This is a genomic window from Halomonas sp. 18071143, assembly GCF_019211725.1.
Classification (GTDB): domain Bacteria; phylum Pseudomonadota; class Gammaproteobacteria; order Pseudomonadales; family Halomonadaceae; genus Vreelandella; species Vreelandella stevensii.
This window is the reverse complement of the sequence record NZ_CP078120.1, coordinates 3,731,906-3,756,335: the sequence shown is the minus strand read 5'-3', so window position 1 is coordinate 3,756,335 and position 24,430 is coordinate 3,731,906. Positions and strand designations below refer to the sequence as shown.

The 24,430-nt window shown below is 60.1% G+C and carries 25 protein-coding genes; 11 read left to right on the top strand and 14 right to left on the bottom strand.

The features are described from left to right. Positions 1-16: 16 nt before the first annotated feature. From pstB to tnpA, 4 genes are all read right to left on the bottom strand, one after another. Positions 17-829: a phosphate ABC transporter ATP-binding protein PstB gene (gene pstB, locus KVY02_RS17640; RefSeq protein WP_016915479.1), complete on the bottom strand. Its 813-nt coding sequence runs from the start codon at positions 827-829 to the stop codon at positions 17-19. After that, complete coding sequence (pstA, locus tag KVY02_RS17635) at positions 823-2,232, bottom strand: phosphate ABC transporter permease PstA (protein ID WP_218314050.1); 1,410 nt, start codon at positions 2,230-2,232, stop codon at positions 823-825. The genes pstB and pstA overlap by 7 nt, the downstream gene beginning before the upstream one ends. Continuing rightward, entirely contained in the window at positions 2,232-3,350 is a 1,119-nt protein-coding gene (locus tag KVY02_RS17630; protein ID WP_218314049.1) for an ABC transporter permease subunit, read from the bottom strand. The genes pstA and KVY02_RS17630 overlap by 1 nt, the downstream gene beginning before the upstream one ends. Positions 3,351-3,513: 163 nt before the next feature. Then, complete coding sequence (tnpA, locus tag KVY02_RS17625) at positions 3,514-3,933, bottom strand: IS200/IS605 family transposase (RefSeq protein WP_218314048.1); 420 nt, start codon at positions 3,931-3,933, stop codon at positions 3,514-3,516. Positions 3,934-3,954: 21 nt separating this feature from the next. Between tnpA and KVY02_RS18435 the strand changes: the two genes are divergently transcribed. Continuing rightward, positions 3,955-5,016: an RNA-guided endonuclease InsQ/TnpB family protein gene (locus KVY02_RS18435; RefSeq protein WP_016914375.1), complete on the top strand. Its 1,062-nt coding sequence runs from the start codon at positions 3,955-3,957 to the stop codon at positions 5,014-5,016. Between the two features lie 13 nt (positions 5,017-5,029). Here the strand turns inward: KVY02_RS18435 and KVY02_RS17615 are convergent, their stop codons facing one another. Further along, positions 5,030-5,977, bottom strand: coding sequence for a PstS family phosphate ABC transporter substrate-binding protein (locus KVY02_RS17615; protein WP_218314047.1), 948 nt, complete (start codon positions 5,975-5,977; stop codon positions 5,030-5,032). Positions 5,978-6,078: 101 nt separating this feature from the next. On the opposite strand from KVY02_RS17615, the gene KVY02_RS17610 reads away from it, so the two are divergent. After that, positions 6,079-6,492 carry an acyl-CoA thioesterase gene (locus KVY02_RS17610; protein ID WP_016915475.1) on the top strand — a complete coding sequence of 138 codons (414 nt, stop codon included), beginning with the start codon at positions 6,079-6,081 and terminating at the stop codon, positions 6,490-6,492. A 78-nt stretch (positions 6,493-6,570) separates the two neighbouring features. Here KVY02_RS17610 and KVY02_RS17605 read toward each other — a convergent pair whose 3' ends face one another. The 3 genes from KVY02_RS17605 to hexR form a co-directional block, all read right to left on the bottom strand. Next, the gene (locus KVY02_RS17605) at positions 6,571-7,659 is read right to left on the bottom strand and encodes a TRAP transporter substrate-binding protein (protein ID WP_218314046.1); all 1,089 of its coding nucleotides are present in this window, start codon (positions 7,657-7,659) and stop codon (positions 6,571-6,573) included. A gap of 125 nt (positions 7,660-7,784) precedes the next feature. Next, positions 7,785-9,983 (bottom strand): DNA helicase II, encoded by a 2,199-nt coding sequence (gene uvrD, locus KVY02_RS17600; protein WP_016915473.1) that lies wholly within the window; start codon positions 9,981-9,983, stop codon positions 7,785-7,787. A 115-nt stretch (positions 9,984-10,098) separates the two neighbouring features. Then, positions 10,099-10,953, bottom strand: coding sequence for a transcriptional regulator HexR (gene hexR, locus KVY02_RS17595; RefSeq protein WP_016915472.1), 855 nt, complete (start codon positions 10,951-10,953; stop codon positions 10,099-10,101). A 253-nt stretch (positions 10,954-11,206) separates the two neighbouring features. Here hexR and KVY02_RS17590 point away from each other — a divergent pair, with 253 nt between their 5' ends. Next, positions 11,207-11,425 carry a PA3496 family putative envelope integrity protein gene (locus KVY02_RS17590; protein WP_016915471.1) on the top strand — a complete coding sequence of 73 codons (219 nt, stop codon included), beginning with the start codon at positions 11,207-11,209 and terminating at the stop codon, positions 11,423-11,425. Between the two features lie 94 nt (positions 11,426-11,519). Here KVY02_RS17590 and KVY02_RS17585 read toward each other — a convergent pair whose 3' ends face one another. Beyond that, positions 11,520-12,863 (bottom strand): sodium-dependent transporter, encoded by a 1,344-nt coding sequence (locus KVY02_RS17585; RefSeq protein ID WP_026001899.1) that lies wholly within the window; start codon positions 12,861-12,863, stop codon positions 11,520-11,522. A gap of 153 nt (positions 12,864-13,016) precedes the next feature. After that, the gene (locus KVY02_RS17580) at positions 13,017-13,871 is read right to left on the bottom strand and encodes a DUF72 domain-containing protein (RefSeq protein ID WP_218314045.1); all 855 of its coding nucleotides are present in this window, start codon (positions 13,869-13,871) and stop codon (positions 13,017-13,019) included. A gap of 184 nt (positions 13,872-14,055) precedes the next feature. On the opposite strand from KVY02_RS17580, the gene napE reads away from it, so the two are divergent. From napE to mscL, 8 genes are all read left to right on the top strand, one after another. Beyond that, positions 14,056-14,238: a periplasmic nitrate reductase, NapE protein gene (gene napE, locus KVY02_RS17575; protein WP_058577687.1), complete on the top strand. Its 183-nt coding sequence runs from the start codon at positions 14,056-14,058 to the stop codon at positions 14,236-14,238. A gap of 88 nt (positions 14,239-14,326) precedes the next feature. Then, entirely contained in the window at positions 14,327-14,842 is a 516-nt protein-coding gene (gene napF, locus KVY02_RS17570) for a ferredoxin-type protein NapF (protein ID WP_218314044.1), read from the top strand. Then, positions 14,835-15,122: a chaperone NapD gene (locus tag KVY02_RS17565; protein ID WP_096921795.1), complete on the top strand. Its 288-nt coding sequence runs from the start codon at positions 14,835-14,837 to the stop codon at positions 15,120-15,122. The genes napF and KVY02_RS17565 overlap by 8 nt, the downstream gene beginning before the upstream one ends. Then, a complete protein-coding gene (gene napA, locus KVY02_RS17560; RefSeq protein ID WP_218314043.1) occupies positions 15,119-17,623 on the top strand; it encodes a nitrate reductase catalytic subunit NapA in 2,505 nt (834 codons plus the stop codon). The genes KVY02_RS17565 and napA overlap by 4 nt, the downstream gene beginning before the upstream one ends. Positions 17,624-17,643: 20 nt before the next feature. Next, entirely contained in the window at positions 17,644-18,129 is a 486-nt protein-coding gene (locus KVY02_RS17555; RefSeq protein ID WP_218314042.1) for a nitrate reductase cytochrome c-type subunit, read from the top strand. After that, the gene (locus KVY02_RS17550; RefSeq protein ID WP_218314041.1) at positions 18,126-18,788 is read left to right on the top strand and encodes a NapC/NirT family cytochrome c; all 663 of its coding nucleotides are present in this window, start codon (positions 18,126-18,128) and stop codon (positions 18,786-18,788) included. Before KVY02_RS17555 ends, KVY02_RS17550 begins: the two co-directional genes overlap by 4 nt. Positions 18,789-18,908: 120 nt before the next feature. After that, positions 18,909-19,355, top strand: coding sequence for a type II 3-dehydroquinate dehydratase (gene aroQ / locus KVY02_RS17545; RefSeq protein WP_218314040.1), 447 nt, complete (start codon positions 18,909-18,911; stop codon positions 19,353-19,355). Positions 19,356-19,524: 169 nt separating this feature from the next. Beyond that, entirely contained in the window at positions 19,525-19,959 is a 435-nt protein-coding gene (mscL, locus tag KVY02_RS17540; protein ID WP_308429518.1) for a large conductance mechanosensitive channel protein MscL, read from the top strand. Between the two features lie 57 nt (positions 19,960-20,016). Here the strand turns inward: mscL and KVY02_RS17535 are convergent, their stop codons facing one another. The 4 genes from KVY02_RS17535 to hemC are packed head-to-tail and all read right to left on the bottom strand — an operon-like array spanning position 20,017 to position 24,395. Further along, on the bottom strand, positions 20,017-21,279 hold the full coding sequence (locus KVY02_RS17535; protein ID WP_081138578.1) for a heme biosynthesis HemY N-terminal domain-containing protein: 1,263 nt from the start codon (positions 21,277-21,279) through the stop codon (positions 20,017-20,019). Beyond that, positions 21,276-22,658, bottom strand: coding sequence for a uroporphyrinogen-III C-methyltransferase (locus KVY02_RS17530; RefSeq protein WP_081138580.1), 1,383 nt, complete (start codon positions 22,656-22,658; stop codon positions 21,276-21,278). The genes KVY02_RS17535 and KVY02_RS17530 overlap by 4 nt, the downstream gene beginning before the upstream one ends. A 43-nt stretch (positions 22,659-22,701) precedes the next feature. Beyond that, entirely contained in the window at positions 22,702-23,454 is a 753-nt protein-coding gene (locus tag KVY02_RS17525) for a uroporphyrinogen-III synthase (RefSeq protein ID WP_218314039.1), read from the bottom strand. Beyond that, positions 23,451-24,395, bottom strand: a complete 945-nt coding sequence (gene hemC / locus KVY02_RS17520) for a hydroxymethylbilane synthase (RefSeq protein WP_016915465.1) — start codon at positions 24,393-24,395, stop codon at positions 23,451-23,453. The genes KVY02_RS17525 and hemC overlap by 4 nt, the downstream gene beginning before the upstream one ends. Positions 24,396-24,430: the final 35 nt, after the last annotated feature.

Genomic DNA, 24,430 nt, shown 5'->3' with positions numbered 1-24,430 from the left:
GTATCGTCGATGGGGCCTAGGTCATGCGGCCGGTAATGTAATTTTCGGTGCGTTGTAGACGCGGGTTGGTGAACACTTGATCCGTGGGCCCATATTCGATCAGTTCACCGTTTTGCAAAAAGGCCGTGTAGTCGGAAACCCGCGCGGCCTGCTGCATATTGTGAGTCACCAGCACTAGGGTGAGCTGGGACTTCAGGTTGCGTATCAACTCCTCGATCTTGAGGGTCGAAATAGGGTCGAGGGCCGAGGCGGGCTCGTCCAGCAGCAGGACATCCGGCTGAACGGCCAGCGTCCGGGCAATCACCAGGCGCTGCTGTTGCCCGCCGGAGAGCTGCCAGGCCGAACGGTGCAGGCGGTCCTTGACCTCATCCCACAGAGCGGCCGATGTCAGCGCCCACTCGATGATATCGTCGCGTTTGCGTTTGGGCAGGCGCCCTTGCAGGCGCAGGCCAAAGGCCACGTTTTCGTAGATCGACATCGGGAACGGGTTGGGCGTCTGAAACACCATCCCTACCCGCCGTCTGAGTTCGGTCACGTTCATGCGTGGCGCATGAATGTCCTGCTCTTCCAGGTAGATATGGCCATCGTGGGTCACGGACTCGTTCAAGTCATGAAGCCGATTGATTGCCCGTAGCAGCGTGGACTTCCCGCAGCCTGAGGGGCCGATGAACGCGGTCACCCGGTGACGAGGTACGTCGAGCGTCAGGTCACGCAACGCCGGTTTCCCCGCATAAGCGAGGTTGAACTGGTGGATGCTCAGGCACCGGGCGTCGGCTGAGAAGCGCGTCACCGGCGGTTGAGCAGTGTTGGCGGACGATAACGCTAGCATTCGTTTCCTCGTTGACGCCTTAGATAATGACGCAGAAATATGGCAGTTAGATTAAGCACCAGCACAATCAGTACCAGCAGGAGCGCGGTGGCAAACACCAGGGGGATCGCGGCCTGTACGTCTTCACCGTGGAAGGCCGTATCAAATAGATGATAGCCGAGGTGCATGAACTTGCGTTCGAGGTGCAGGTAGGGAAACTCGCCGTCCAAGGGCATTTGCGGAGCCAGCTTGGCGACGCCCACCAGCATCAACGGGGCCACTTCGCCAGCGGCCCGCGCCACGGCCAGAATCACCCCGGTCAGCATGGCGGGCATGGCCATGGGCAGCACGATGCGCGTGAGCATCTCCAGGCGGGTTGCCCCCAGCGCCACGGCCCCTTCACGTTGGGCATCGGGAATGCGTGCCAGGCCCTCTTCCGTAGCCACGATCACCACCGGCAGGGTCAGCAGTGCCAGGGTCAGCGATGCCCACAGCAGCCCGCCGGTACCAAAGGTCGGTGATGGCAGTTCGTCTTCGAAGAACCAGCTGTCGATGGAGCCGCCGATGCCGTACACGAAAACTCCCAGCCCAAATACGCCATATACGATGGAGGGCACGCCAGCGAGGTTACGGACCCCGATACGCACCAGATGGGTCAGGCGGTTCTGGTGGGCAATTTCGTTGAGGTAGATGGCCGCCAGCACGCCAAAAGGGGTGACGATCACGGACATGAGAATCACCATCAACAGCGTACCGAAAATGGCCGGCCATACGCCGCCCCCGGTATTGGCCGCGCGCGGCCCCTCACTGAGGAACTGCCACACGCGCCCGCCCCAGGCTGCCACCTTTTGGTGCCAGGCCATGGCGTTGGGAGTTTGCAGGTGGGTGATCCCCGCCAACGGCTGAGGCTGTACCCTGCCATTGGCTTCCAGCAACAGCTGGGCGTCGGGGCGCTGGTTTGGCGGCAGCATCAGGGCTTGGCGCACGAACTCCATGGCCGCCTGCCCTTCAAGCCGTTGGCCTTCGCTTTCGACGGCATCCAGGCGGCCAAGAAAGTCGCCCCAGGGGGTGCGCTCCAGACGTATCAGCTCAGCGGGTTTAGTGATCTGGGCAATTTGATCGACGGCCAGCCAGCGCCAGCTGGCGCCCGTGAGGTCGCGGTTGCCGGTAAAATAGAGCCGCTCCATGCCCTGGGCATGGGGTAGCGGCACCTCGCGCACCGGCTGGCCGATCACCGTTTCGCCGCTGTGCAGGGCGACCTCCTCCAGCTCGGCGGGCCAGAAGTGACCTAACCCTTTGGTGGTCAGCAGTACCAGCAAAGCGCCGAGCATGAGCAGCGAAAGGGCCACGCTACCCGCACATAGCCAGGGCCACAGCCGGTTGCCCGCCGTGTTCAGGCGAAAGCTCAGCGCTCGCCAGCCCATCAGCGTGCACCTCCCAGCCGCTGGTAACGCCGACGCAGGCGCTGGCGCACGACTTCGGCCAGCGTATTGACCGAGAAGGTGAAGATGAACAGCGCCAGCGCCGCCAGAATCAGCAGGTGATAGGTCATGCCGCCGGGGGAGGCCTCCGGCAGCTCGATGGCAATCGACGCCGACAGTGAACGTAGCCCCTCAAAGGGGCTGGCGCTGAACAGTGCGGTGTTGCCGCTGGCCATCAGCACGATCATGGTTTCGCCCACGGCGCGGCCTGCGCCAATCATCACCGCCGAAAACACGCCAGGGCCTGCGGTGGGCAGGGCGACTTTCCACAGCGCTTGCCAGCGGCTGGCGCCCAACGCCTGGGCGCCTTCCATCAAGGTGGATGGCACGTCGGCCAGGGCGTCATCGGCCAGCGAGTAGATGCTGGGAATAATCGCAAAGCCCATGGCGATGCCGACGATCAGGGCGTTGCGCGTGGCGTAGTCGATGCCGTGGCGCTGCTCCAGCCACAGACGCAAGTCGCCCCCCAGCCAGTAGGTTTCGGCGAGCGGCGCCACCCACAGAGCCAAGGCGGTCATGCAGGCGAGCCACGGTATCAGCCAGAGTGCCGCCGACGACAGAGGCAGCCGCTGGCGCCAACGGCTGCTGGCCGCATGCCAAAGGGCACCTGCCAGCGCTGCGCTCAGCGGCAGCCAGGCCAGTACGAGCAGGGTGCTGGCCAAATGACGCTCTACCCACGGGGCCAGCAGCAGTCCGGCAATGAAGCCAATCACCACGCCGGGTATTGCTTCCATCAACTCCATCACGGGCTTGATGCGGCTGCGCAGGCGTGACGACATGAACAGCGCCGAATACATGGCGGCCCCTAGCGCAATGGGCGTGGCAAACAGCATGGCCGCCAGGGCAGCTTTGAGGGTGCCCCAGGCGAGCGGCGACAGCGTGGCCAGGGAGAGCGCTTCGCCAAAACCAAGCAGCGGCAGCGCTTCCCACACCAGAAAGACGCCAATGGCGAGGATCGCCAGCAAAACAGCAATGCCGCCAGCCGTAATCAGTCCGGTGGCAATACGGTCGTGAAGCAAACGTAGCGGCTGACGCGAAGCAGGTAGCCGAGGAGGAGTCATGTCGACATCATACGAAGCAGGTGCCGTGATGAAAATAAGGGTTTGTGGCCAGAATAGCTTACCCTACGCCCTGTTTGTGACAATTGGATGACAGTTTATCGAACATCGCGAAAAACCTCGTACTTCTGTGCGAGGATGGATAGCGAGGGGCGCGAGAGCGCCCCTAGTCCGGCCTCGATTGTTGCTCAATATACTGCTTGACCATGCTCAGGGGGGGGGCGCCTCCGACACTTCCCGCAAAGTAGCTTGGACTCCACAGCGAGTTCTTCCGGTAGGCGGGCTGCACCAGTTCAGGGTGTAGTAACTTCATCCGACGGCTGGATACCCCCTTCAAACTATTCACCAGCCTGGATACCGCCACTTTGGGTGGAAAGTTGACAAGCAAATGGACATGATCGGTTTCACCGTTGAACTCCTGTAGCTCCGCCTCGAAGTCCCGACACACTCGGTCGAAAAGCAATTCGAGGGAGTTGAGATGCGCGCCGGTGAACACCTTGCCCCGATGCCTGGTGACAAATACCAAATGGGCATGGAGTTTAAAAACGCAGTGTCTTCCTGTTCTGATAGCTTGTTTGTTTTCCATAGACCAAGTATATTCGAAGCCATGAAGCAGACCAAGACCCTCAAGGTTCGAGTGAAGGACAAACACGCCGCCGAGCTTAACCGCATGGCCCGCAGCGTGAATTTTGTTTGGAACTACCTCAACGAACTGTCTTCCCGAGCCATTCGGGAGAAAGGTCTGTTTCTGTCTGCCTACGACATGCACCCCTATACCAAGGGTGCTGGCAAGGACCTCGGCCTGCACAGCCAAACGCTGCAATGCATCGCTGCTGAATACGTTGCCCGCCGCAAGCAGTTCAAAAAGCCCCGCTTGAATTGGCGCAAGTCCGGCGGTGTACGCCGCTCACTTGGCTGGATTCCGGTCAATACCGGCGCGGCCAAGTGGAAGAACGGGCAGGTATTTCACAACGGCACCTACTTCAAGGTGTGGGATAGCTACGGCCTGTCGACATACAAGTTCCGTGCCGGCAGTTTCAACGAAGATAGCCGGGGCCGGTGGTATTTCAATGTTGCGGTCGAGGTGGACGTGCAGCCGACGCTTGGGCAGGGCGCCGTTGGCATCGACCTTGGGCTCAAGGATGTGGCCACCTGTAGCGATGGAGGAAGGCTGGAAAACAGCCGCTTCTACCGCCGCATGGAAGACCAGTTGGCGACAGCCCAACGTGCCCGCAACAAGCGGCGGGTAAAAGCTATTCACGCCAAGATCAAGAACCGTCGCCAGGACGCGCAGCACAAGTTTTCCCGGAAACTCGTCAACCAGTACGGCGAAATCGTCGTGGGCGATGTTTCCTCAACCAGGCTCGCGAAGACCAGGATGGCCAAAAGCGTCTACGACGCTGGCTGGTCACAACTGAAAACGATGCTGGAATATAAATGCGCTCACGCAGGCATCGTCTTCAAGGTCGTTCGCGAAACCAACACCACCCGCGCCTGTTCATCGTGCGGCTCGCTTAGCGGGCCGCAGGGCGTCAACGGGTTGCGAGTAAGGGTCTGGGAGTGCGTGGAGTGTGGTGTACTCCACGACCGGGACGTGAATGCGGCCCGGAATATCCTCAGCCTCGGGGCAGGACGTTGCCCTCAAGAAGTTGGAATCCCCGTCCTTTAGGGCGGGGAGGACGTCAATCATCCAACGCTTGGCTGCTGCGCAGGTGGTCAGGAAGCGCCACGAAGCCTGCCGCCTGCACGATCTGCTGCCCTTCGGCTGAAAAGACCAGCTCCAAAAAGGCTTGCTCGGCCGCTGGGAGCGCTTCGCCAGGGGGCTGATTGACGTAGAGATACAGCGTTCTGGAGAGTGGGTAAGTGGCCTTTTGAATGTTCGCCCCGTTGGGCTCTACCGGGGTGCCTTGCTCATCGGCCAGCGCCACGGCGCGCACCATGGGGGTCAGGTGGTTGTATCCGGCATAGCCCATGGCGTTGGGCGACTCTCCCACGGCGGCAATCACCGCTGCCGCACCGGGGTGTTCGCTGATATCGCGGCGAAACTGCCCGCCGCATAAGGCGCGCTGCTGGAACAGCCCCTGAGTGCCGGAGGCCAGGGTTCTGCCATGCAGGGCAATGTGCCCGTAGGGCCAATCCGTGGCGGGCAGCAGCGATGCCCACCGCTGCAGAGGCGCATCGGCACCGCAGGCGAGGGTGGTAGAGAAGATGGCATCTACCTGCGCCAGTGACAGGGCTTCCAGCGGGTTATGACGATGTACCACCAGGACCAGGGCATCGCGGGCGACGCTGAGTTGCAGCGGCGGGTAGCCATAACGCTGGATGAACTGCTGGCGCTCGCGTTCGGTCATGGCCCGCGACATGGGCCCGATGCGGGTGGTGCCTGCCACCAGGGCCGTGGGGGCGCTGGCCGACCCCCCCGCCTGAAATTGCAGAGTGATATCGGGGTAGCGCGCATTCAAGGCTTCACCCCAGCGCAGCATCAGCCCGGCCATGGTGTCCGAACCCACGGCGCCCAGGGTGCCGCTGATGGGCGCTGGCTGCGCCCAGGCAAAGGCGCTGAAGCAGCATAGCCAGCTTGCCAGCAGTAGGCGGTAAGGTCTCCATCGCTGTACACTGTCGCTCTTCAAACGCCTTTCCTCTTGTGATTAACTGGTGCTAGCCTGTTATTGCAGTGCAGCAACAGGCGCCAGGCCCGACCACAACAATAACCTTGCAAAGCGACGACCTCATGACACCACTGGATTCCGATGTGGACGATGCTCCCGCCCCCCAAGGGCAGCTCACGTTAAAGTTACTGGCTTCTCGTCAGGATACCAACCTCTACGGGGACATTCCCGGTGGCTGGCTGGTGAATCATATGGACCAGGCCGCCGAGCTGGCCGCTGGCCGCGAGGCAGGCGGGCGTACTGCCACGGTTGCCATCGAAGCCATGGATTTTCTAAGCCCGGTGCGCGTGGGTTCCATGGTCAGTGTATACACCCAGGTACAGGATATTGGCCACAGCTCGATCCGCATCGACGTGGAGGTCTGGGTGCGCCCACCCCATGGCCGACATATCGAAGAGCGCCAGAAAGTCACCGAAGCGCGTTTCGTCATGGTGGCGCTGGATGATAATGGTCGGATCAGAGCGGTTCACAGCTGATGTGGCCATGACACCGTCGTCATAACAAAGGCGTCATAACAAAAAGGGCGCCGAGGCGCCCTTTTGAGTCGAAGGTGATCAGGCACCCACGCTGTCGCGGCTCTTCAGGTAGGCATACTCGCCTACGTCACTGAAGGGGCGCAGCACGCTCTGGAAGGCCGAGTAGGATTCCCACACGCGACGCGACTCTTCGTCGCCATCGACCTGGCGCTGAATGACTTCTTTGGAGGACTCGTACAGCGCGGCCATGACGTCATCCGGGAAGGTGCGCAGCTGCACGCCGTGCTCGTCGACCAGCGTTTCCAGCGCCTGGGCGTTGCGGTAGGCGAACTCGCTGATCATGGCCAGGTTGGAGGCACGTGCCGCTTCGCGAATCACGTCCTGCAGGTCTTCCGGCAGGGCATTCCAGGCGTCCAGGTTGACGGTGCCTTCCAGTACCGCCGTGGGCTCGTTCCATACCGACGTGTAGTAGTAGTCGGCCACCTGATGCAGGCCGAAGGCCATGTCGTTGTAGGGGCCTACCCAGTCGGCGGCATCCAGAACACCGGTTTGCAGCGAAGTGAAGATTTCGGAGCCTGGCATGTTCACGGTGGTGACACCGATACCGTTCATGGCTTCACCGGCCAGGCCCGGCAGGCGCAGGCGAATGCCCTGCATGTCGGCCAGCGAATTGATCTCTTTCTTGAACCAGCCCGCCATCTGAGTGCCGGTGTTGCCGACGGCAAAAGGCTTCAGGTTGTGGTTGGCGTAGATCTCGTCCCACAGCTCCTGACCGCCGCCATGGTACAGCCAGGCGTTCATTTCGGTGGTGTTCATGCCAAACGGCACTGCCGTGAAGAACTGCGAGGCGGCCACTTTGCCACGCCAGTAGTAAGAGGCGGAGTGGCCCATTTCGGCGGTGCCGGCGGCGACGGCATCGAAGACTTCCAGCGCAGGCACCAGCTCGCCCGCGCCATGGACCCGAATACGCATACGGCCGTTGGACAGCTCTTCCACGCGGCGAGCAAAGTCATTGGCGCCGGTGCCCAGAGCCGGGAAATTCTTGGGCCATGAAGTCACCATGTCCCAGGTATAGGTTTCATTGGCGCTGGCAGTCGATACGAACGGTGCAGCAGCGACACCGGCGGCACCCAGGCCGGCGGTTTTCAGGAATTGACGGCGTTGCATGGCGGGCATGACTCCGAAATTATTGGAAGTTTTTTATAAGCGCAGTGAGCGCAGTGTCCGCCTGCCAGTATGCGCCAAGCAGGTTTTATTGGGCAAGTGCTCACGCCTGCTGGCGGGTCAACGGGTTACAGGGGGGAGAGCTTGGCAAACCCGAGTACCAGCCACTTCACGCCTTCGCCGTCAAAGCTCACCTGAACCCGCGCCCGAGCGCCTTCGCCTTCGGCGTTCAGAATGATGCCTTCGCCGAACACCGGGTGGCCCACCCGCTGGCCGACATGCAGGGCAGGCAGGTCGCCGTCGCTTTCGATGCTGGATTGGGCAAAGCTGGGCCGTGAAGCGGTCACGGGGCGCGAGACATGGCCGCGCAGACGCACTTCTTCCAGCAGATGAGGCGGTAGCTCACGGAGAAACCGGGAGGGGCGGGGAAACACCTCTTTGCCGTGCAGGCGGCGAGTCTCGGCGTGGGTCAGGTAGAGCTTCTGCATGGCGCGCGTCACGCCCACGTAGCACAGGCGGCGCTCCTCCTCCAGGCGGCCTGGCTCCTCCACGGACATCTTGTGGGGAAACAGCCCCTCTTCCACCCCGGCAATGAACACCACCGGGAACTCCAGCCCCTTGGCCGAGTGCAGGGTCATCAGCTGCACGCTGTCTTCGAACTCCTCGGCTTCATGGTCGCCTGCGTTGAGGGCGGCTTCCGAAAGGAAGGCTTCCAGCGCGGCCATGCCTTCTCCGGCTTCCGGTGTCTCGAAGGCATCGCCATGGGTAAAGGCCCGGGCCGCGTTGACCAGCTCTTCCAGGTTCTCGACCCGGGCCTGGCCTTTTTCACCGCGCTCGCTTTGATGGTGCTCGATCAGCCCGGTGCGTGCCGTGACGTGGTCGATGATCTCGTGGAGCGGCAGCCCCGAGGTGTCGTTGTCCAGCTGCTCGATCAGGTTGGTAAAGGCCTGCACGGCGTTGCCTGCGCGGCCTTTCAAGGTGCCGTCCTGGATCGCATCGTGCAGCGCTTGCCACAGCGATACGCTCTGCTCCCGGGCGTGATGGCGGACGATTTCCACGGTGCGCGTGCCGATGCCTCGGGTGGGCACATTGATGACGCGCTCCAGGGAGGCATCGTCATCACGGTTGAGCAGCAAGCGCAGGTAGGCCAGGGCGTTCTTGATTTCCAGCCGCTCATAAAAGCGGTGGCCGCCATAGATACGATAGGGCATGCCCTGGCGAATCAGCGTCTCTTCCAGCAGGCGCGACTGGGCGTTGGAACGGTAGAGGATGGCCACGTCCCGGCGGTTGAAGCCTTCGTTGACCTTCTCCTTGATGGTATCGACGATATAGCGGGCCTCTTCGAGGTCGTTGAACCCCGCATACACCGAGATAGGCTCGCCTTCGGCGCCATCGGTCCATAGGTTCTTGCCGAGACGCTCGCTGTTGTGGCTGATCAGCGTATTGGCCGCTTCCAGAATCGCGCTGGTAGAGCGATAGTTCTGCTCCAGGCGCACGGTATGAGTGTTGGGAAACTCTTCTTCGAAGCGACGAATGTTCTCGACCTTGGCGCCCCGCCAGCCGTAAATGGACTGGTCGTCATCGCCCACGGCGGTCATCGGGGTCTGCTGGCCGGTGAGCAGCTTGAGCCAGGCGTACTGCAGGGTATTGGTATCCTGAAACTCGTCCACCAGCACATGGCCAAAGCGCTCGCGATAGTGGTTCAGCAACGGCGGGTTGTCGCGCAACAGCTCCAGGCTGCGCAGCAGCAGCTCACCGAAATCCACCAGCCCGCCTCGCTCGCAGGTGAACTGGTAGCGCTCGTAGAGCTCGACCATCTGGGCGAGGTACGCATCGCCATTGACGTTCACCTGATGGGGTCGCAGGCCCTCTTCCTTGCAACCAGAAATGAACCCCTGCACCTGGCGTGGCGGGAAGCGCTCATCGTCAATCGAGTAATCTTTCAGCAGCCGCTTGATCAGCCGCAGCTGGTCATCGGAGTCGATGATCTGAAAGTGCTGGGGCAGGCGGGCATCCTGCCAATGGGTGCGCAGCAGCCGGTGCGAGATCGAGTGAAAGGTACCCACCCAGACATGGCGCATGGAGATGCCCAGCAAGGCTTCCAGACGCGTGCGCATCTCGCGGGCTGCCTTGTTGGTAAACGTGACGGCCAGCAGGGCATAAGGGGAAAGCCCTTCGGCCTGCATCAGCCAGGCAATGCGGTGGACCAGCACACGCGTTTTGCCGGAACCGGCGCCGGCCAGTACCAGAAGGTTGCCCTGGGGCGCACTGACGGCTTCCCGCTGGGCCGGGTTGAGATGATCGAGTATCGCCGTGACGTCGTCCATATAAGCCGCTGCCGGTTCAAAAAAGGGGCGACCAGTCTAGCACAGCCAGCACACTGGCTGTGCATACAGCGTGTCTTCAGGACGCTGGCTCAGGGCTCTTTCTCAGAACCGTTGCTCAGGACTCTTCCGGGTAACGCAGCGTGGTCAGGCTCTTCTTCACCGCTTTCAGCTGCTCGGCCAGCTTGGGGCCCCGGGTCTTGGCCACACCCACCGCCAGCACATCGATCAGCACCAGGTGGGCAATACGCGAGCTGAGCGGGGTGTAGATCTCGGTGTCTTCGTGCACGTCGATAAACAGCGGCAGGCTGACCTCCTGGGCCAGCGGCGATTCGCTGGGGCACAGGCCGATCACGGTAGCGCCTGCTTCGCGGGCCAGGCGAACGCTGGCTACTAGCGCCCGGGTACGGCCTGTCTGCGAGATGGCGACCACCACGTCGCCCTCCTGCAGGGTCACCGCCGACATGTTCTGCATGTGCGGGTCGGCGTAGGCAGAGGTCGAGATCTGCAGGCGGAAAAACTTGTGCTGGGCATCGAAGGCCACCGCGCCGGAGGCGCCAAAGCCGTAGAACTCGACGCGATTGGCCATGGCCAGTGCATTGACGGCCTTGCCCAGCGCATCGTTATCGAGCCGGTCGCGCACCGACAGCAGCGTGCCCACGGTGGAGTCGAAAATGCTGTGGGAGAATTCGGCCACCGAGTCGCTGTCGTTCATCGAGAACTGCGCGAACTGGCTTCCGCTGGCCAGCATCTGGGCCAGCTGCAGCTTGAAATCCTGAAAGCCGTTGCAGCCCAGCGCACGGCAGAAGCGCACCACCGTGGGCTCGCTCACCTTTGCTTCGGTGGCCAGGTCCACGATGCGCATGTGAATGACTTCATCGGGGTTGCGCAGCACGAACCGCGCGACCTTTTGTTCGGAGCGACGGAAATGCTCCATGCGGCGTCTCATTTCATCGAACAGGGCGCGGCTCACGTTCAGCTCCTTAAATTCTTGATCGTGCTTGTGCGGCCATGAATAGGCCACAGTATGCCTGAGTGTTGCATCGGGGGCAGCGTCCTTCATGAGAGTACTGCCGTTTAAAAGGCGTTAACCCATTTCTTCAAGAATCGTCATCATTTTGTCAAGTAGGTTATAGTAAGAAGTGACGTGCCGCACTGCATCATTTAAAAATCAGTCGTCACGGATGCAGGTGGACGTAGGCAACTCACCTGGAGGAGCGTCGATTATGAGAAACGTCGAACGAATGACCTCGGTAAAAAGCGAATTGCTCGACATATTCATGAGTATGGAGGTCGATGAGCATGCCCAACGTCGGCGCAGCGCCGCCCAACGTAGCCTGAGAGCGCGTCGGGGCATCGAGCTGCACCGGGAATTCCAGAAGCTGTCACGGGATATCGCTCCCTTGCCAGACGATGACGACCCGCAAGAGAGCGAACTGCACTAGCCAGCCGAAGAAGAGGCTGGTGAAGGAAGGCGAGAAAGCGTTACGCCACGGTAACGCCCTCTCTATTGGGTAAGCTTGCCGACCCAGCGGCGAGTTAGAACAGGCCTGCCAGGAAAACCACCGTGACCCCGATGGGGGCGACGTATTTGGCCAGCAGGTTCCACAGGCTGTAGTCGTAGACATCCAGCCTCAGTTCCTTGCGCGCTTCTTCTTTATCCAGGCAGAAGGCGAAGAATACGATCGCGCCCAAGCCGGTCAATGGCAGCAGGATCTTGCTGGTGAAGGTATCCAGCAGGTCGAAGATGTTCAGCCCAAAGAACAGCACGTCTGCCCATACGTTGAACGACAGCAGCGCCGCGACACCCAGTGCCCATACCGCCACTCCGCTCACCAATGTGGCCACGATGCGTGGCATCGACGTGCGCTCTTCCAGAGTTTCCACCACCGGTTCCAGCAGTGAAATGGCCGACGTCAGGGCGGCAAAGGTCAGCAGCAGGAAGAACATCAGGCCCAGAATGGTGCCGCCGGTCATGTTGCCAAACGCCAGGGGCAGGGTGACAAAGATCAGGCCGGGGCCTTCGCCAGCACTCAGGCCGTTGGCAAAGACGATGGGGAAGATGGCCAGGCCCGCAAGCAGGGCGATGGCGGTATCCAGCAGGATGACCGTTCGCGCGGTGCTGATCAGGTTGACGTCTTCGCCCAGGTACGAGCCGTAGGCCATCATGATCCCCATGCCCAGCGACAGCGTGAAGAACGCCTGGCCCATGGCCGCCAGTACGACACCGCCATCCAGCGCATCCCAATCGGGGCTGAACATGAAGCTCAGGGCCTCACCAAAGTAGCCGCTGGTCATGCCGTAACCCACCAGCACCAGCATCAGGACCACCAGGGCAGGCATCAGGGTGCGAGCAGCGCTTTCCAGGCCTTTGGTGACCCCGCGTGCCACGATCCCAACGACCAACACCATGAAGGCCGTATGCCACAGCAGCAGGGCGGTAGGGCTGCCCAACATGCCGCTGAAGATGGCGCCAATGCTGTCAGCGTCCTGGTCATTGAAGCTGCCGAGCACCGAACCCAGCGTATAGTTCAACGACCAGCCGCCGATGACGCTGTAGAACGAGAGAATCAGAAAGGCAGCCAGGACGCCGCTGACGCCGACCAGTGCCCACGCTTTCGAGCGGCCATGATTGGCGGCCAGTTCGGCCATGGTATTGATGGGGTTCTTCTGACCGCGACGGCCAATCATCCACTCGGCGACCAGAATGGGCAGGCCGACCAGTGCCACACAGGCCAAATAGACCAGAACGAAAGCGGCGCCACCGCTGTCGCCCACCATGTACGAGAAGCGCCAGATATTGCCCAGGCCAACGGCGGAGCCCGCCGCGGCCAGCACAAAGCCCATACGAGATGACCACTGTGCATGCGCAAGTTTTGCCATAAATCACCTGTTTCAGTTCAATTGTAATGGGTCGATATCGGCAGATTGCGCCGATGTTCGGAAAAAAGAGATTGCCAGCGTGCTTTTCCGAAAGAACGCGCAATTTATCCGATCAAGGGTAGGCTTGCCAGTGAGCCAGCCTAAAAAGGCGGCTTAAAACAGCTGGCTCTGCTTTTCATCGGCGAAAGGTGCCAAGTCCGCCAAAGCAGCCCTGGCCTGCACCAGGCGATAGAGGTGGCGAGCCATTTGGGGAGACTCACGGTTGTCTGCGGTATGCACAAATAAAAAAGGGGTTTTCCCCTGTTTTATCCACAGGCTGAGCTGCTCTATCCAGGGCGTGAAGTAGCGTGTGTTGATCGCTTTGTCAATATGTCCAATGAAGCGAATGATGGGCTGCTGACCAGTGGAAAGCACGTGTAGCGGGAGTTTCGGCTTCTCCTGCTGGGCGTGGGCCAGTCCAGCGTGCCCCTCGTGCGGCGTAGAGAATACCGGGCGCACATCCAGCATGACTCGGTTGACCGAATAAGTTATCAACAGGCGGTTCAAGGCCCTCTCTGCGTCACCCTTGTGGAAAAAAACAGGGTGGCGAACCTCTACCGCACAGGGCAAATGCGCTGGCCACTGGGCGAGCAGGGCTTCCAACCGGGGGAGCTCGGCGGGGCCAAAATCTCTGGGTAGCTGCACCATGGTAGGGCCTAGCCGGTCGTGCAGGGGCGTCAGCGCGTCCAGAAACGCCCAGGCATCCCCAGGCTGGGTCAGGCGCTGGTCGTGGGTAATGTGGCCTGGCAGCTTGAAGCAGAAGCGAAAATGCGGCGGCGCCTGGCGCGCCCAGGCGTCGATGACCTCCGATTTGGGCGTGCCACTGTAAAACGTCGTGTTGCCCTCGACGCTGGAAAACACCGCCGCATAGTCGCTGAGCAGCTCGGTTTTGGCCTGGCGAGGATAGAGGCTGCCTTGCCAATCCTGATTGGCCCACATGGGCAGGCCAACATAAAGCGGAAGCGTCATGAGGGGTGAATCTGCATAAGGAAGGCCTTCGTGGGTATTAAGTCCTAGTACCAAACGATATAGTGACGAACTTGGAAAAATTGATCTAGATCAAGTGACAAATCAGGGCTTAGTTGCTACGCTCTAAATATAACTATTTTAATACACATCTACAGCGGTGTGTTCTTCCCCTGTGGAGTTATCTATGTCAAAAAAATCTCATCCAATAATAGAAGAGGAAGCGCCCCTCAAGCGTCAAGAACGAGGGCTTTTTCTGTTTATTGTCGTGTTGCTCTTTCCCATTTTGGCCGTAGCGGTGGTGGGGGGCTATGGCTTTTTGGTGTGGATGTATCAAATGTTTGCAGGCCCCCCTGGCCCGCCGCTATAGCAGTGTCACAAGCTTCTATCTGATCACTTTAAAGGTGTTAACCGCTGCTAAATAAAGTGGTTAACATTCTTTTAACGCAGGAATGCTCATGACGCGCACGGATAACAATAATAATCGGCGCAATCTTTTTCGCCGCTTGTCAGGGCGTGATGATGTGCGTCGGCCGCCCTGGAGCAGAGCTTCCTTTCTCGACCTGTGCACCGGCTGCAACGCCTGTATTGATGCGTGCCCGGAAGGCATTTTGAGCCGCGGTGGCGGTGGCTACCCTGAACTTAGCTTTGCCCAAGAGGGCTGCTCGCTGTGTGGTGATTGCGCCACGGTATGCGAGCTACAGGCGATACAGCCAGCCGATAGCATTAGCGAAGCCTTTCCTTGGCACGCCGAAGTGCAGCCGCACTGCTTGGCACTGGCCGGCATTCATTGCCAAAGCTGCCAGGACGCCTGTGAATGGAGCGCAATCCGCTTTCCGCTGAAACCCGGTGGCCGGCCGCCGCAACCCGATATTCATCTAGAAAGCTGCACCGGCTGCGGTGCCTGCTACTCCGCCTGCCCTAATCAGGCGATTTCACTATTAACAAAAGAAAAAGATACCGCTTATGTCTGATCAACTGCTGCACATTATTAGCTTTATCGTTCATGTGCGGCCCGACGCGCTGACACAGACGACGGCGTGGATTACCCAAAATACCGTTGGGGAAGTAAGGGGCGAAGACGCGGCCGGAAAGCTTGTGGTGGTCGCTGAACATACCGACGAACAACAGCTATTGGCTTTAATGGATCACGTACGCGAGCAGCCTGGCGTTATTGACGCTGCGTTTGTTTATCACGAAGTTGTCGATGCCCAGGCTGCAGATGAGCCGCACGTACAGGAGGGGGAACAATGAAACTAACACGCCGAGAATTTGTAAAGGCGAATGCCGCGGCGGTGGCTGCTGCCACGGCAGGGATGTCGATTCCCGCAGGTGCCAGCAATCTCATTACCCATGCGGATATGAACCGCCTGCAGTGGGATAAAGCCCCGTGCCGCTTTTGCGGCACCGGCTGCAGCGTCATGGTAGGCACCTATGAAGGCCAAATCGTGGCGACCCACGGCGACAACCAGTCCGAAGTTAACCGGGGACTTAACTGCGTTAAAGGCTACTTTCTTTCCAAAATTCTTTACGGAGAGGATCGCTTAACCCAGCCGCTGCTGCGTAAGCGAAACGGCCAATACGCGAAAGATGGCGATTTCGAGCCGGTCTCCTGGGATGAAGCGCTCGACCTTATGGCGGAAAAAATCACCAGCGCCATTCGTGAACATGGCCCAGAGAGCGTCGCGCTGTTTGGCTCTGGCCAGTGGACGATCTGGGAAGGCTACGCGGCCAGCAAGCTATTTAAAGCCGGGCTGCGCTCGAACAATATCGACCCCAACGCCCGCCACTGTATGGCCTCAGCGGTGTATGGTTTTATGCGCACTTTCGGCTCGGATGAGCCCATGGGCGTGTATGACGATATCGAACACGCGGATGCCTTTGTGCTGTGGGGCTCTAACATGGCCGAAATGCACCCGGTGCTCTGGACCCGCGTTACCGACCGGCGGCTTTCCTTCCCAGACACAAAGGTCGCCGTGCTGTCGACCTTCGAGCATCGCAGCTTTGAGTTGGCCGATATACCCATGGTCATGTCGCCTCATGCGGATATCGTGATCCTTAACTACATCGCCAACCATATTATTCAGACCGGCCGGGTAAACCAGTCATTTGTTGATAAGCATGTCAACTTTGCCCGGGGTGCTGATGACATCGGCTACGGCCTGCGCGACGAGCACCCGCTGCAACAGGCAGCGGAGAACGCCGATGATGCCAACAGCTGGACGGACATGAGCTTTGAAGCGTTCGCGGACTATGTCGCGCCCTACACCTTAGAGCGGGCAGCGCGGGAATCCGGCGTCTCTGAAAACCATCTTGAGGCGCTGGCAGAACTGTATGCCGACCCCGATAAAAAGGTGATGACCTTCTGGACCATGGGGGTTAATCAGCATACCCGCGGGGTGTGGGTTAATAACCTGATTTATAACCTCCACCTGCTGACCGGCAAAATTTCCGAGCCGGGTAACAGTCCTTTCTCGCTCACCGGGCAGCCTTCTGCCTGCGGCACGGCGCGGGAAGTGGGTACCTTCGCCCACCGCCTGCCCGCCGACCGCGTGGTTACTAATCCTGACCATCGCCGCGATGCGGAGAAAATCTGGAAGCTGCCCGAAGGCACCATTCCTTCATGGGTGGGCTTTGATGCAGTGGCCCAAAGCCGCCGCCTTAAAGACGGTGACATCAAGGTTTACTGGACCCAGGTGACGAATAATATGCAGGCGGGTGCCAACGTCATGCAGGAAATTCTGCCCGGCTGGCGTAACCCTGAAGCCTTTGTGGTGGTCTCCGACATCTACCCCACCGTTTCAGCCCAGTCGGCGGATTTGATTTTGCCTGCAGCGTCCTGGGTGGAAAAAGAAGGGGCTTTTGGTAACTCCGAGCGGCGCACCCAGTTTTTCCATCAGCTGGTCAATGCCCCTGGCGAAGCGCGTTCAGACTTATGGCAGACCGTGGCGCTTTCCCAGCGCATCCGCGTGGCTGACGTATGGCCCGAGGAGTTGTTGGCAGCCGCCTCAGAGATGCGCGACAAAACCCTGTTTGATTTACTGTTCGCCAATGGCCAGGTTGACCAGTTCCCCACCTCCGACATGGAAGAGGGCTACGCCAACGCCGAGGCAGACGATTTCGGCTTCTATATCCAAAAAGGGTTGTTTGAAGAGTACGCTCGCTTTGGCCGCGGCAAAGGCAAGGATTTGGATAACTTTGATGCGTACCACGCCAGCCGTGGCAAGCGCTGGCCGGTGGTGGGTGGCCAGGAAACCCTATGGCGCTACCGAGAGGGGCTTGACCCCTATGTAGAACCAGGCAGCGGCTGGCAGTTCTACGGTAAGCCCGACAATCGCGCGTTAATTTTCGCCGTACCGGCCGAGCCACCCCCCGAGGCACCTGACGCCGACTTCCCTTATTGGCTCTGCACCGGGCGCGTGTTGGAGCATTGGCACACCGGCTCCATGACCCGCCGCGTGCCAGAGCTGCACCGGGCAGTGCCTGCCGCGCTGTTGTATATGCACCCAGAAGATGCCCGAGCCGAAGGGTTCCGGCGGGGAAGCGAGGTTAAAGTGGCCAGCCGGCGTGGCGATGTGAACCTGCGGGTAGAAACCCGAGGGCGGGTTAAGCCGCCCCGCGGCTTGGTGTACGTGCCCTTTTTTGATGCCTCCTACTTGATCAATAAGGTCACGCTGGATGCAACTGATCCCATTTCCAAACAGACCGATTTCAAGAAGTGCGCGGTGCGCCTTGATCTCGTCAATCTGGCGTAAACAGACTAAGGAGAACAATCATGAAATGGCTTTTTCCTCTCTGTTTATTCATGGCTTTGCTGGGAAGCACGGTCAGTGCAGATGAAACACGCGATGCCTCGGCTCCGGATGGCTTACGCCCTGGTGGCACCATTAGCCAGACCCAGCCCGCAGCGCCTATCGCCGGCGAGCCGCGTGATAGCGGCCGTGAAGTGCGCAATTACCCAGAGCAACCGCCGGTGATTCCGCACTCAATTCGCGATTATCAAGTCGATATGCGCGTTAACCAGTGCTTAAACTGCCATAGCCGTGAACAGGCCGTCAGCGCGGGCGCGCCTATGGTGAGCATTACCCACTTTATGGATCGCCATAAGCAGGTGTTGGCCGCCGTATCGCCGGACCGTTACTTCTGCACCCAGTGCCACGTGCCTAAAACCGATGCCAAACCGCTGGTTCCCAATCGCTTTCAGTCCGTGGAAGAGGTAATGACCGAGGCGCTACGTGAGCGCCAGGAGGGTGGGCAATGAAACGCTTTTTCACCCGCTACTGGCGTATTTTAAGCCGCCCGAGTGTTCACTACAGCCTAGGGTTTTTAACCCTAGGCGGTTTTATCGCCGGCATTATCTTCTGGGGCGGTTTTAACACGGCCATGGAAGTAACCAACACCGAGCAGTTTTGCACCTCCTGCCATGAAATGGAGCGCAACCCGATGCAGGAGCTCAAAACCACCATTCACTACTCCAACCGTTCTGGAGTGCGGGCGACCTGCTCAGATTGCCACGTTCCCCACAGCTGGACGCATAAAGTGGCGCGCAAAATGGAGGCCTCTAAAGAAGTATGGGGCTGGGTGTTTGGCTCTATTCGCACCGAAGAGCAGTTTGAGGCAAAGCGCCGCCAGCTTGCCGAACGTGAATGGTCGCGGCTACAGGCCAATGACTCGCTAGAGTGCCGTAACTGCCACGAATTTGACTCGATGGATTTTACCCTGCAAAGCACGCGTGCCGCCCGTGCCCACTCCACCAGCCTTGCTTCGGGTGAGTCGACCTGTATCGATTGCCACAAAGGCATCGCCCACGAGCTGCCGGATATGAGCCCCCGTATAGGTGCCGCCACGTTAGGCATGTCTGATATCGTTTCCTGGGCTGCGCATTTAGAGCTAGAAAGCGGTGTCTACGCCGAGCAGTAGCGGCTTTTTACCCAGCGCCAGCACGCCTCGCTTGAACGGGCGCTGGCGCAGTGCGCGGGTTAAGTGATAGAACAGGCAGTATCGTTAATTCATACGCCAACGTGCTGGGTGGAAAAGAGAATGAGTCAGGGAAAAGTAGTGGTGCTTCATGGCCCTAATCTAAATTTGCTGGGCACTCGCCAGCCCGAAATATACGGGTACGAAACGTTAGACGACGTGAATAACCTGCTGCGCGAAAAAGCGGTAATGGCAGGCTGGGAGATCACCTGCCTGCAAAGTAACCATGAAGGTGCGCTCATCGACGCCATTCACGCAGCGAGGGTAGATGGCACGCAGGCCATCATTATCAATCCGGCGGCCTATACTCATACCTCGGTAGCGATTCTCGATGCGTTGAACGCCTTTGACGGCAAGGTCATCGAAGTACATCTCTCTAACGTGCATAAGCGCGAGTCGTTTCGCCACCACTCCTATGTCTCGCTACGGGCAGACGGCGTGATTGCGGGCTTAGGCGTGCAGGGATATAAAGCGGCGTTAGAGGCAGTGATGGCTGCCTCCCATCAATAATATAACTCCCTTGTATCGTTAGCTCTTGCCGCCCTTTTAACCTTGGCCCATTCTTCTCTCAGGGCAACTTAGCCCTTGGCGTTTCATTGGCTTGGTAAGGATAGGTGGGGTATGGCTAAATTTTTTCGGGAATTCCGCGAGTTTGCTGTTTAAGGGCAACGTGATTGATATGGCGGTGGGTATCATTATTGGCGGGGCATTTACGCTGATTGTGCAAAGCCTTGTCAAAGACGTGATGAATCCGCTGATTGGCCTGTTGGTGGGTGGGATCGATTTTTCGAATCTGTTCGTCGTATTGCGGGAAGGCGTGGCGGGAGCGCCCTATGCCACCTTGGCAGAAGCTCAAGCGGCAGGGGCGGTGACGCTGAACGTGGGGCTGTTTATCAACGCGGTGGTGAGCTTCTCCATCGTCGCGTTCGTGGTGTTTTTGCTGGTGCGTACCATCAACCGCTTAAAGCGCGAAGAGGCGGTGGCACCGGCAGACCCGACCGAAAAGCCCTGCCCTTACTGTTTTATGGTGGTGCCAATCAAGGCCATTCGCTGTGGTCACTGTACGTCTGAGCTACAGGCGGCGGCCCCAGAGAAGCCTGCCGAGAGCGTGTAGCGAAGCGTTATTAAAAAAGGGTGCTCGTGGGCACCCTTTTTGCGTTACAGAAGGCGGTTATGCCGTCTTTTTCGCCGCTTTCTTATCGCTTTGCGTGTTGTCACTGGCATCGCTGGGCTGTGGCAGTGAAGGCAGCGACTTGGCCAGCATGTCCACGCTGTGTCGGTAGTAGAGCTGGCTCTTGTTGTGCTCGCCCAGGCTGGCATACAGGCGTGCAAGCTCGGCACAAACCTCACCGTTCGGGCGCTGGCGCTGGCTGGCCTCGAAATACTCCAGCGCCTTTTCCCACTGGCCAACCCGCAGTGACAGGCGGCCGCAGGCCAGCAGCAGTTCCGGGTCGTTGGGGCGCTCTTGCAGCCATTTCTGTGCCTTGGCCAGCTGGCGCGCGGCGTCGACGTTCAGCAGGCCATAGCGCTTGACCAGGCGCGCATCCCAGTGATGGTCCAGGGAGTGATTGAGCAGCCGCTCGGCAATCGGTTCTTCGTTGGATTGCAGCAGGGCTTCGGTGTAGAGCACGATCAGCTCGGTATTGGCCCGCAGATAGTCGGGCATGTCGGCCCATAGCCCGCGCACACGCTCGATATTGGACGGGTTCTTGGCTTCGAACAGAATCAGCTCCCGGTAGGCCTTGTACTCCAGCTGCTCGCGCTCTTGCTGGGTAATCAGCTTCTGCGCGGCCAGCCGTGGAATGAGGCGACGCAGCCCTTCCCAGTCGTTGACGCTCAAATGCACCTGCTTGAGCAGTTTCAGCACTTGAGGATGGTTGGAGAGCTGCTTGTCCAGTCGGTTGAGGATCGCCAGCGCTTCTTCGGGCTGTTGGCGGTCGATCATCAGCTGGGCCTGCATCAGGCCAATGGCGGTGTCGGCGCCGTCGGTGGTGAGTTGCGCCTGATTCAAGTGCTCCTGAGATTTCTCGTGGTAGCCCTGATAGTGGGCTGCCAGGGCGGCTGCCAGGTAGTTCACCAGCGGGGTACTGGAGTCATCGGCAGCACGCACCAAGGTCTTCTCGGCTTTTTTCCAGCGGCCTTCGGTGAGCGCCACCAGCCCATGTACGGTGCGCTTCATGGCGCGGCGGTTGCGGGCGCGGCTATTCCAGGTGCGAAAGCGCCCCACGGGACGAATGATACCGGTCAGCAGGCGCAGCATGAAGTGCAGCACGATGAAGGCCGCCAGCAGCAGTACCAGACCGAACCAGAACGACGTCTGGACCGAGGTGTCGCCCACTCGAATCAGCCAGTAGCCGGGCACTGACATCATCAGGTGCCCGAGCAGTGCGCCAACCGCCAGGCCTGCAATGATCAGCAGGATAAGTTTTCTCATGCATCACCTCCGCCCTGGCGGCGCGACTCGAAGCGGTTTTCGATGAAGCTGGCCAGTGCCTGCTGGGAAGCACTGATGTCCGGCAGCTCGGGCTTGACCTGAACCTGCTTGAGCTCCTGCAGACGCGCGATGACGCTCTGGGTTTCTTCGCGCTCGGTGGCGTAGTAGCCATTCAGCAGTTCCAGCGCCTTGTCGAGGCTGGCTTCATACAGTTCCTGCTCTTCTTGCAGCAGGGCCAGCTGCGACTGCTCCAGCACCAGACGCAGGCTTTGACGCAGATAGGACTCTTGTTCCGGTGTGATCAGCGTTTCGAGGGCTTCATCGTGATGACGAATGACCACGAGGTCTTTCAGCTCTTCACCGAAGCGGGCCAGCTGGCGCTGGAAAGTGCCGGTCGGCGGCTGCTCGATTCCTGATGTTACGGCGCGCTCTTCGATCTCTTGGGAGAGCCGCAGGCCTGCAATGCGCTCCTGCTGCGCGTTGAGCGCCAGGTAGATACCGGTACGGTCGACACGGGGCACGGCATCCAGAGCGGCCAGCTCGCTGGCGATTTCTCGGCGCACCGAGGTGAGTGCCGGGTTGTCGGCATCGACCAGGCGAGCGTCGGCAGTGCGCAGCAGGGCCGCGGCACCATCCACATCGCCTTCGAGCTGCAGACGCTGGTTCGCCAGACGCAGCAGGTAGGCGGCTTCGGCGTGTAGCCAGTCGCGTTCGTCGGTTTCCTGCTCTTGTGACAGTTGGGCCAGCACCTCATCCAAAGTGCTGTTGACGTCGCTGCGGTAGCTGTCCAGCTCGCTGCGCAGTTCGCTCATGGTGCTTTCCAGCGCCTGACTGCGCTCGGCCTCACCGGACTCTAAACGTGCTTCCAGGTCGCTGACCGAGGCTTGTGTGGCGCTGTTCTGGGTCTGTTGGGCCAGCTCGTCGATGCGCTGCTGCTGGCTATCCAGGCGCTGCCAGCCTTGCCAGGCAACGATACCCAGGGCGAGTGCCAGGATAACCACCAGCGCAATGGCAATGCCGCCACTCTTGCCGTTTCCGCCACCGTTGTTGGAGGGTGGTGGCGTGGGCTTCGCGCCGCCGCCTGCTGGAGCAGGCCTGCTGTGCTTTGCAGGCTTTTCATCTGCCGGTTTGGCGGTGGGTTTGGTATCTGTGACGCTCTCTTTCGGGGTGTCGGCCGCTGCGGTTGCCGCAGGGGTCGCTGCCGTATTGCTGGTGTTTTTATGCCGCCGCCGTGAACGGCTGTTCTTGGCGGCATAAGACGAAGAGCCGTGGGTGCCCGAGTCTCGGGGCGCGGTGGCGTCACCAGCAGGGGTGCTGCCCTTGGATGCATCGGTAGACGCCTGGTTGACGCCTTCCTGATCAGTTGGTTGTTTGCTCATCTGTCGCTAGCCCTTATTAAGTTCCTTGATCGACATCGGCACCCTAGGGGTTGCAGGACCGATCCAACGCGGCCACCAGCGCAGCCGGCGTTGCTCCCGACGCCACCTTGAGGTCACAAAAACCCAGTCTACCGGCCAGTGTAGCTAAACGGCGACTGGAAACGATTAGCGGTTGGTTCAACGCAGCTGGACCGCACCATTTTGCCAGATATTCAAGTAGTTCGCCGCTGGTGACGATTAACGCTCGGTAATGGCCGTTTGCCAGACACTGCTGCATGGCCGCCGAGGGCGGCTGGTATATGCGCCGATAAACGGCCAGCCGAGTGACGCAGGCGCCCCGCTCGGTCAGCGTATCCGCGAGCAGGGTGCGTCCCCCTTCTCCAGCGACCAGCAGCACCCGCTGATGGTCCAGGCGGGCCAGCGAGGCCAGCGGCAGGAGTGCTTCGCTGGTGTCTTCTCCCCACTGGGGCGGGGGAACACGCACTCGTACGCCAAGCTGGTCATGCAGTGCACTGGCAGTACTGCGGCCCACGCTGTAATAATCGATGCCGATTGGCAACTGCGGCCAGTAGCGATCCAGCGCTTCACTCAAACAGTAAGCGGCAAAGGGACTGACGACTACTATCTTATGGTACTGATCGATATCCAGCCAGATTTGACGCTGCGTCGCATCTTCCGCCAGTGCTTCCAGGCGCATGACGTCCAGAGGTGCAACCTCCCACCCCTGCTTGCCTAGCGCGTAGGCCAAGGCGTCGCCGCGTTCACCGGGGCGACAAATCAGCACCGGTAGCGTCATACGTTGCTGCCGTAGACCTCGGCCAGGATGTCGCCAGCCCCCTGATCCAGCAGCTCTTCGGCGATGCGAATGCCCAGTGCTTCCGGTTCGTGAATGGAGCCTCGGCCTTCGGCACGCAGTACCTCGGTGCCTTCCGGGTTGCCCACCAGGCCGCGCAGCCAGAGCGTGTCATTGGCTTTGTCCAGTACGGCGTGGCCTGCGATGGGCACCTGGCAGCCGCCTTCCAGGCGGGTATTCATGGCGCGCTCGGCGCGCACACGGGTGGCGGTGTCCGGGTCATCCAGCGGGGCCAGCAGTGCAATCAGGTCGGGATCGTGCAGGCGGCATTCGATGCCCAGCGCCCCTTGGCCGCAGGCAGGCAAACATACTTCCGGTGGAAGCGCCTGGGCGATCCGGGCGTCCAGCCCCAGGCGCTGCAGGCCTGAGGTTGCCAGGATGATGGCTTCGAACTCGCCGTCGTCCAGCTTGGCCAGACGAGTTTGTACGTTGCCGCGCAGGTTGAGAATCTGCAGGTCTGGGCGCGCTTCACGAAGTTGCAGGCCCCGGCGCAGGCTGGCGGTACCAATGCGAGCGCCTTCCGGCAGTTCCTCGACGCTGGCGTAGTGGTTCGAGACAAACGCATCGGTTGGGTCGGCGCCTTCCAGAATGACCGACAGCCCCAGCCCTTCAGGGAAGTGCATCGGCACGTCCTTCATGGAGTGCACGGCGATATCGGCGCGGCCATCCAGCATGGCGTCTTCGAGCTCCTTGACGAATAATCCTTTACCGCCGATTTTGGAAAGCGGCGTGTCGAGGATCTTGTCGCCTTTGGTGGACAGCGGAACAAGCTCGACCTCCAGACCATCGTGGGCCGCCATCAGACGGTCGCGAACATACTCGGCTTGCCACATGGCCAACTGGCTTTTTCGCGTGGCGATGCGCAATTTCGTGATGGGTAACACGTTAAACTCCCTTTGCCGCTGACACGGCGCGTCGA

Excerpts from the sequence above, each read along its gene's own strand:
- mscL (WP_308429518.1), top strand. The coding sequence starts at position 19,525 with ATGGCGGTGGGTATCATTATTGGCGGGGCATTTACGCTGATTGTGCAA.
- napE (WP_058577687.1), top strand. The coding sequence starts at position 14,056 with ATGTCAAAAAAATCTCATCCAATAATAGAAGAGGAAGCGCCCCTCAAG.
- napA (WP_218314043.1), top strand. The coding sequence starts at position 15,119 with ATGAAACTAACACGCCGAGAATTTGTAAAGGCGAATGCCGCGGCGGTG.
- KVY02_RS17530 (WP_081138580.1), bottom strand. The coding sequence starts at position 22,658 with ATGAGCAAACAACCAACTGATCAGGAAGGCGTCAACCAGGCGTCTACC.
- KVY02_RS17590 (WP_016915471.1), top strand. The coding sequence starts at position 11,207 with ATGAGAAACGTCGAACGAATGACCTCGGTAAAAAGCGAATTGCTCGAC.
- aroQ (WP_218314040.1), top strand. The coding sequence starts at position 18,909 with ATGAGTCAGGGAAAAGTAGTGGTGCTTCATGGCCCTAATCTAAATTTG.
- napF (WP_218314044.1), top strand. The coding sequence starts at position 14,327 with ATGACGCGCACGGATAACAATAATAATCGGCGCAATCTTTTTCGCCGC.
- KVY02_RS18435 (WP_016914375.1), top strand. The coding sequence starts at position 3,955 with ATGAAGCAGACCAAGACCCTCAAGGTTCGAGTGAAGGACAAACACGCC.
- pstA (WP_218314050.1), bottom strand. The coding sequence starts at position 2,232 with ATGGGCTGGCGAGCGCTGAGCTTTCGCCTGAACACGGCGGGCAACCGG.
- KVY02_RS17610 (WP_016915475.1), top strand. The coding sequence starts at position 6,079 with ATGACACCACTGGATTCCGATGTGGACGATGCTCCCGCCCCCCAAGGG.
- KVY02_RS17555 (WP_218314042.1), top strand. The coding sequence starts at position 17,644 with ATGAAATGGCTTTTTCCTCTCTGTTTATTCATGGCTTTGCTGGGAAGC.
- tnpA (WP_218314048.1), bottom strand. The coding sequence starts at position 3,933 with ATGGAAAACAAACAAGCTATCAGAACAGGAAGACACTGCGTTTTTAAA.
- KVY02_RS17585 (WP_026001899.1), bottom strand. The coding sequence starts at position 12,863 with ATGGCAAAACTTGCGCATGCACAGTGGTCATCTCGTATGGGCTTTGTG.
- uvrD (WP_016915473.1), bottom strand. The coding sequence starts at position 9,983 with ATGGACGACGTCACGGCGATACTCGATCATCTCAACCCGGCCCAGCGG.
- KVY02_RS17550 (WP_218314041.1), top strand. The coding sequence starts at position 18,126 with ATGAAACGCTTTTTCACCCGCTACTGGCGTATTTTAAGCCGCCCGAGT.
- KVY02_RS17565 (WP_096921795.1), top strand. The coding sequence starts at position 14,835 with ATGTCTGATCAACTGCTGCACATTATTAGCTTTATCGTTCATGTGCGG.
- KVY02_RS17630 (WP_218314049.1), bottom strand. The coding sequence starts at position 3,350 with ATGACTCCTCCTCGGCTACCTGCTTCGCGTCAGCCGCTACGTTTGCTT.
- pstB (WP_016915479.1), bottom strand. The coding sequence starts at position 829 with ATGCTAGCGTTATCGTCCGCCAACACTGCTCAACCGCCGGTGACGCGC.
- KVY02_RS17535 (WP_081138578.1), bottom strand. The coding sequence starts at position 21,279 with ATGAGAAAACTTATCCTGCTGATCATTGCAGGCCTGGCGGTTGGCGCA.
- KVY02_RS17525 (WP_218314039.1), bottom strand. The coding sequence starts at position 23,454 with ATGACGCTACCGGTGCTGATTTGTCGCCCCGGTGAACGCGGCGACGCC.
- KVY02_RS17580 (WP_218314045.1), bottom strand. The coding sequence starts at position 13,871 with ATGACGCTTCCGCTTTATGTTGGCCTGCCCATGTGGGCCAATCAGGAT.
- KVY02_RS17605 (WP_218314046.1), bottom strand. The coding sequence starts at position 7,659 with ATGCAACGCCGTCAATTCCTGAAAACCGCCGGCCTGGGTGCCGCCGGT.